At 54.9% G+C, this 6499-nt stretch carries 6 protein-coding genes and 1 pseudogene; 3 read left to right on the top strand and 4 right to left on the bottom strand.

The genetic code is table 11. From position 1 onward, the window contains the following. The first annotated feature begins 125 nt into the window (after positions 1–125). Positions 126–1001 (top strand): DUF7260 family protein, encoded by an 876-nt coding sequence (locus ACQUQO_RS17800; RefSeq protein ID WP_435079930.1) that lies wholly within the window; start codon positions 126–128, stop codon positions 999–1001. A 140-nt stretch (positions 1002–1141) separates the two neighbouring features. On the opposite strand, the gene ACQUQO_RS17795 is transcribed toward ACQUQO_RS17800, so the two are convergent. Together ACQUQO_RS17795 and ACQUQO_RS17790 are read right to left on the bottom strand one after the other, a co-directional pair. Further along, positions 1142–2473 carry a mechanosensitive ion channel family protein gene (locus tag ACQUQO_RS17795; protein ID WP_435079928.1) on the bottom strand — a complete coding sequence of 444 codons (1332 nt, stop codon included), beginning with the start codon at positions 2471–2473 and terminating at the stop codon, positions 1142–1144. Between the two features lie 267 nt (positions 2474–2740). Next, complete coding sequence (locus ACQUQO_RS17790; protein ID WP_435079927.1) at positions 2741–3631, bottom strand: mechanosensitive ion channel family protein; 891 nt, start codon at positions 3629–3631, stop codon at positions 2741–2743. Positions 3632–3839: 208 nt separating this feature from the next. Here ACQUQO_RS17790 and ACQUQO_RS17785 point away from each other — a divergent pair, with 208 nt between their 5' ends. After that, positions 3840–4418, top strand: coding sequence for a TATA-box-binding protein (locus ACQUQO_RS17785; protein ID WP_435079925.1), 579 nt, complete (start codon positions 3840–3842; stop codon positions 4416–4418). A 131-nt stretch (positions 4419–4549) separates the two neighbouring features. Here the strand turns inward: ACQUQO_RS17785 and ACQUQO_RS17780 are convergent, their stop codons facing one another. Continuing rightward, positions 4550–5206 (bottom strand): helix-turn-helix domain-containing protein, encoded by a 657-nt coding sequence (locus ACQUQO_RS17780; protein ID WP_435079923.1) that lies wholly within the window; start codon positions 5204–5206, stop codon positions 4550–4552. A gap of 192 nt (positions 5207–5398) precedes the next feature. On the opposite strand from ACQUQO_RS17780, the gene ACQUQO_RS17775 reads away from it, so the two are divergent. Beyond that, on the top strand, positions 5399–6322 hold the full coding sequence (locus tag ACQUQO_RS17775) for a ribonucleoside-diphosphate reductase (protein ID WP_435079921.1): 924 nt from the start codon (positions 5399–5401) through the stop codon (positions 6320–6322). Between the two features lie 5 nt (positions 6323–6327). On the opposite strand, the pseudogene ACQUQO_RS17770 reads toward ACQUQO_RS17775, so the two are convergent. Continuing rightward, positions 6328–6423, bottom strand: a pseudogene (locus ACQUQO_RS17770) (IS6 family transposase); the annotation flags it as partial. Positions 6424–6499: the final 76 nt, after the last annotated feature.

Genomic DNA, 6499 nt, shown 5'->3' with positions numbered 1-6499 from the left:
TCACACCGAACTCCTCCTCACTCCGTTCATGAACCGACTTCGCTTCCAGCCGCAGTCATGCGGTTTTACTCTTAGCTAAAGACGAATGGCAAGTTTCGTTATCGCTATATTTGGCGAATAGAACTATGCTATCCCGCGTCGTATTGCCAATAATGACCACTCACTTCGTCCCGACCAAGACACGGTCCGCAATGGAAGTCGTCGAAACTGAGCGGGAATGGACTACCGACGAGCGCACTGCATTCGCGACATTCACCGATCGCATCACCAATCTTGATGTCGCCGCGGTCAACTCGTCGACCGATGAGCTCCAGCAGCCGTCGCCACAGCTGTTAGTATCATCGCCTCACACATCAAATGCAGCTGCCTCGCTTGAGGAAGTCCGTGACATCTACCGCGAGACGGTCATGGCTACCAATCACTACGCCGACGTCTACGACGATACACTCGAAGAAAGTATCGCTCAAGAGTTCGGACCAGAGGTCGCGACTGCCGTGCTAACCAGCGACCATCTCATACCACAACTTCGCGATCGGCTCGTCGAATACAGCCAACAAGCACGCGAGAGCCGCCGCTCGTTTCTGCAAGGCCTCAAAAGCGAATCCAGTGCTCTTGAGACTGCCGACGAGAAGCTGACGCGCTTGGGTGCCGATCTCAACAGGGTCGTTGGAACATGCTCATTCGACGACTGGACCGACACGGAGCTCGCTAATGTCGATGAACGTCTGCACTCGCGCGAACGAGAATGCGAGCAGTTACTGGTCGACCGACAGGCCGCTCTCGGTGAACGGCGGGCTGCCAGAACACACCATAATGATCACGAATTCAACGAGTACGTATACAGATCACTGTCGGTGACCTATCCTGTAGTGTCGGATACGACCAGTCTCATCGACACCCTTCGTACCGCCCAACAGAGTGTCGAACGGGCACTCACCAACCGAGAACTCGCGTCTGACAAAGAATTGTCCACAGCTGTTCTCTGTGAAGAATCTGATTGAAATCTGGTTCAGGGCCGTCGCATATCCTGAGCGACCGATTTCAGCTCTGCCACGAAGGTATAGTTCATGTTCCACGAGCAAGGTGATCTCACGCAGCTTCGAGAAGGGTTCTGCGGAACCCTTTAGGAAAGTCTTCGACGCTAGTCGTCGGTCGATCCCGGCGACTCAAAACCGTCGTCTGATTCGGAGTCAGACTCCTCGGCGAGATCGTCGGCGCTTTCGCGTGCGCTACCGACCCAGTCGTCGATGTTCTCGGCGACGTAGTCCTTGCTGCCCCAGCCGAGACCGATGCCGATGGCGATGGCCAGCGCAAGTCCAAGCGCACCGAACAGCGCCGTAACGAACGACGTGAACAGCGTCGTGAGCACGGACGTATCGAAGCCGGCCGTATCGAGCGCGAAGACGATGACGATGTAATAGACGAACAGCTGTACGGCGAGACCGGCGATATCGGCCGCCCGGCTCCTATCGGCGTTCGCCACGAGATCGCCGAGCAGGTCGGCGACGTAGATGCCGACGACGAGGACGGCAAGCCCGCCGAGCAGCAGCGGAATCTGGCCGATGAAGTCGGTCAGCGGCTCGGAGAGCGCCGGGAAATCGAGCGCATCCACTGCGGCGACCAGCGCGAAGTAGTAGATGAGGAACTCGACGAGCTTGCCGACGGCGTTGCCGATACCGCCGACGGCGTCCGTGAGGTCAGCCAGCGGCGTGTCACGGACGAAACCGTCGAGACCGAATCCGGCGACGATATCCCCGACGAGGTCGCCGACGAACCGGCCGATAGCAAACCCGGCCACGAGGATGACGCCGGCGACGATGACCTGTACCGCACCGTTCGCGACGTTCGTCAAGAATCCGCCAGGGATGGCGATGCCGGCGTAGTCGAGCGCGATGAGCAGCGCGAAGAGGTAGATGAGATACTCGACGAGTCTGCCGACGGCGTTGCTGATGCCGCCGACCGAGTCGGTCGCGTCTGCAACCGGTGTGTCGCGGACATAGCTGTCGAGACCGAACCCGGCAACGATATCGCCGGCCAGACTGCCGACAAACCGACCGATGGCGACGCCAACGATGAGGATGGCAACGGCGACGATTATCTGCACCAGCCCCCCGGCAACGTCCGTCAGGAAGACGCCGGGAACGCCGATCCCGAGGAAGCTGAGCGCGGCGAGCAACGCAAGGAGGTAGACGATGTACTTCGTGAGGTCACCGAGGGACTGTGCGACACTACTATCGACGTCGCCCTCGCGTTCGAGAGCCGTCCCCTCGGTGTACTGAGCAGGTCTGATGCTTTGAACAACGCGCTTGACCACGCCGCCGAGAATCCGGCCGAGAATCAACCCGAGCAGCAGGATGATAATTGCACCGATGATCAGCGGAATTGCACTGAGCAGTCCGTTGACCAACGGCTGTAGCGAGTCTGGAACTGTCTGAAGAATTGTACCATCAGCAAGGGTGTGTGATCTTGTCATGTAGTCTTGGTCTCCTAACTCACTGCTGCCCTCTGCATAAGACAGCAGTCACCTGTACACCTTCCGCCTCCCTCATAAATATATCTGTCAGTAAGAGTATTGGAGTTTCTATAGCTCGTTTGAGAATACGAGTATAGCTCTCTTAACCGAGCGCAATCCTCTGATTGTATCAAACGAACAAGTGAGCAGAGGAATCGATGCTAGCGTTTGCATTCCAAATCATGTATCTGAAATGGGAGATTGGATGCTAGACCAACAAACGCGGATTCAGTCGTCAGCTGGTGACTGCTCTGGTGCGATGGAATTTTCGACGCTTCCGGTAACTTCCGTGTAGGGATAAGGCATGCCGATGCCTTCAGCGTCGAAGCGCTTCTTGACCGCTTCAGTGAATGCTGCGACTGTTGGGCGGTAGTTGGTGCGGTTCGGGTTGATCCAGACACGCCCTGAAAGCACAACCGCCGAATCACCGAGACTTGTGACGGGCGCGGCAGGCTCTGGCTCAGTGAGCGCACCATCGAGGTTCCGTGCCTCGTCGAGAATCGCTGCGCGAGCCTCGTTAATATCATCGTCGTACTCAATACCAAAGTCAACATCAACTCTAAGCTGATCGTTGCCAGTAGGATTGGTGACAACAGCGTTAGCAAGATCGCTGTTCGGGACCGTCACCTGTTCGTTGTCAAATGTATTGAGCTTCGTAACCCGGAGTTGGATCTCCTCAACAACGCCGACGTTATCGTCCCATTCGATCCAGTCACCGACTTTGAATGGTTCGTCTTGAATGATGAACACCCCCGCAACGAAGTTGGAGATAATGTCCTGTGCAGCGAAGCCGACTGCCAGCGAAAGTGCACCAAGAAGCGTCGCGAACGCGGTAAGCACAACGCCAGCGCCGGCGATAGTAGCTGCCACCACGATCGAAAGCACGGCCGTGATTGCGACGACAGTGCTCACGATTAATCCCGAGATCGTTTCATCCACATCACGATTATCGAGCACGGCATTCAAAGCCCGAACGACGACTGCCTTACCAACATAGTAAATAACGACGAATGAAACGATGAACAGGACGATTTTCACGGCGGCGCTGATAAGTGCTGGTCCGTATTGGTTGAGTAATGATTGTGGGTCAAGCGAAAATCCTTGCTGAAGCGGTATCATTGGATTCAATTGAGCGAATAGACGAGTGAGTAATCAACTTTTCGGTTGTTTTCATCAATCCATCTTTCCGCTTTCTGCGAAAAGAACGGCATTAGAGCCACGCAGTCTAGTGCTCTTCCAGAGCAAAAATTCTGTGAGATAGATATATTTCACAGCTCTATAATCATTTTTATAACCTCTCTCCATTGAACCGGTTGTAATCCCATCTATGAGCGACCATGAGGAAGTCGAAAACAGAAAGGGAGCGCTTGAAATCCAGAACGTGGTCGCCTCAACAGCGATTAGACAGGAACTTGATCTGGAATCGGTAGCGATGGATCTCGAAGGAGCGGACTTTAACCCTGACCAGTTCCCCGGATTGGTCTATCGGGTACAGGACCCACACGCCGCAGCACTGATTTTCCGGTCTGGAAAGATCGTCTGTACAGGTGCAAAATCCGTTCCAGACGTTCACGAAGCCATCAAGATCGTCTTTGAGACACTCTCGAACCTCGGAATAGAAGTAGCAGAAAGTCCCGACATCGAAGTGCAGAACATCGTATCAAGTGGTGATCTTGGCGAGACGTTGAACCTAAATGCGATTGCGATCGGTCTGGGTCTCGAAGATGTCGAATACGAACCAGAGCAGTTCCCCGGACTCGTCTACCGGCTTGACGAACCCGATGTCGTCGCGTTGCTCTTTGGCTCGGGCAAGACAGTAATCACGGGCGGTAAGGAACCTGAAGACGCGGAAGCGGCCACAGAGGTGCTTATCTCCAAACTCACAGACCTCAATCTCCTTCGCTGAACAGCCTACCTGTGACCCACTCCACTATTTCCGATGCTGCTCATGCACGGTGATGGCGAAACTAACCTTAGTGATATAAATTCCACCGGAAGACGGATGTGATGAATCAACCTAACCCCCCTCAAGAAACATCACAATTTCGACCCTATCATCTCATGAACTAAACACGCCTCGACCTTCTGGAGGTGCTCGCTAACCGTGCTGGAGTCAAGGCTGAGAGCATCGGCAATCTCCTCAATTGTAACTCGTCGGGGGATTTGATAGTAGCCTTCCTCAACCGCGATTGTCAAAATCTCCCGCTGGCGTGGGGTCAGGGAGGCGAACACGTCGTCGAGGGTGGGGTCATAGTCACTATTTGCTTCGAGTGTTACTTCGAGGGGATCCGGAATCGTCGCAATCGCTGTCTGGAGCGTCGCATCGTCCCCAATGAGTCTAACGCGAACGCCGCACCCTTCGGTACATTCGATTGGAGTGTCAAGAACGAATTCAAACATCTGAACGATAGTGAGCAATGCCTTTACTGTGAAATTTCCCTCCAAGTGCATGTAGGTGAGTCCGACCTCTTCGCCCGTCACGTCGGCTGTAATGATGTCTGGATGGTTTGATAGCAATTCCTCTGCATGCAGTAGATCCCCGCTCAGTTCATAGATGATTACAAATGTCCCATCACTCAGTAGATTGATCTTCTGGATCGTCTCCCGAGTCACGACTGGGTCAGTGTACAGTGCCCAGTCGACCGGATGGAGACCACCACCGTCCGCCCTGATGACGATGGTTGCATAACGCACACGAGTTTGGTAGTCGTTCACAGTCTTATCTATACTGCCGGTTCATCTGTGCGCTACAAATGCTGTGATTCGATGACGAGCCATCGCCGTGCGAGTATATAAACCCACCCAGTATATCGGGAGACAGTTCCAATGTGATAGGCGATAACGTGCATCTGTGTCATGACCTACGTAGAAGACACAACCCGAAAAATGCGGCTTGACCGCGATTCGGTTGGACAGGGCTACTTCGAGCACGCGGTGTACAACCACTGGGACCCCTACGAGGACATCCCCCAATCAGACCTCGAAGCCGACCGCGAGAAGATGATAAACGATGAAGACCTCACTGAGGAGGAGTTTGAGGAATATATGCTGGTGCTCGCGCTGTTCGGCGCGGGCGAGGAGGCAGTCGCGGAGGACCTCGCACCACTGGCGATAGCGCTTGATGACATCGACGACCAGATGTTCATCACTTCCCAGCTCTACGAGGAGGCCAAACACACCCAGTTCTTCGACCGTTACTGGCGCGAAGTCGTTCTTCCAGTCGCGGACGAGCGCGGTTTCGAGGCAACCTACCCGACGAACCAGCGATTTTTCAACGAAGAGTACATCGACCTGTTCGAGAAAAACGAGGCTGCAATGGAACTGTTGTTGACCGACGATACACCAGAAAATCGCGCGAAGGCGTACTGTCACTACCATCTGGTCGTCGAGAGTGTGCTCGCACAGACCGGCTACTATGGCCTCACGTCCCTGTTTAGTCCCGGCGGGAACGACAACGTTCCTCAACGCGACTTTCCACACCTCGAAGGGCTGACGCAAGGAGTCACGTACATCAGGAGCGACGAGGGTCGCCACGTTGGCTTCGGGATGCAGAAAATCCAAGAGTTGATCGCCGGAGAAGGCGTCGACCCGCAGGTCGTTCAAGACACGCTCCAAGAGTTGATGCCCCACGTCGCAAACACCGTCAGCCGGTTCACCGAGGCCACGGACCCTGTCCCGCTGGTCGAGTACTCGCGCGATAAGCTCACCCGTCGCATCGAAATCATCACCAACGCTGACGCCGAGATTCCCGACGTAGAGACGCTGGTCGAGATCGACGACGCACCGGACACCGCCACGGCCGACGACTAACGCTGCAACCAAGCAGCGTCCATCATTTTCGGTTTCTCGTCGACGGCGACCCGCGACGGCTCCGTCGTCGGCAGGTCTTCTTGGGCTTCCGAGAGCGTATACCCCACTTTCGACACCCAAATGTGTTCTTGTGAGCAAACCCTATGATCAAGATCGAGTTGATGGTAGATTTTGTCA

The sequence above is a fragment of the Halococcus sp. AFM35 genome (assembly GCF_051195015.1).
In the GTDB taxonomy this organism is placed as follows: Archaea; Halobacteriota; Halobacteria; order Halobacteriales; family Halococcaceae; genus Halococcus.
The sequence above is the reverse complement of the archived record's forward strand: the minus strand, read 5'-3'. Positions and strand labels throughout refer to the sequence as shown.

What these genes read in the sequence shown, in the direction of transcription:
- ACQUQO_RS17800 (WP_435079930.1), top strand. Translation starts at nt 126, where the DNA reads ATGCTATCCCGCGTCGTATTGCCAATAATGACCACTCACTTCGTCCCG.
- ACQUQO_RS17795 (WP_435079928.1), bottom strand. Translation starts at nt 2,473, where the DNA reads ATGACAAGATCACACACCCTTGCTGATGGTACAATTCTTCAGACAGTT.
- ACQUQO_RS17790 (WP_435079927.1), bottom strand. Translation starts at nt 3,631, where the DNA reads ATGATACCGCTTCAGCAAGGATTTTCGCTTGACCCACAATCATTACTC.
- ACQUQO_RS17785 (WP_435079925.1), top strand. Translation starts at nt 3,840, where the DNA reads ATGAGCGACCATGAGGAAGTCGAAAACAGAAAGGGAGCGCTTGAAATC.
- ACQUQO_RS17775 (WP_435079921.1), top strand. Translation starts at nt 5,399, where the DNA reads ATGCGGCTTGACCGCGATTCGGTTGGACAGGGCTACTTCGAGCACGCG.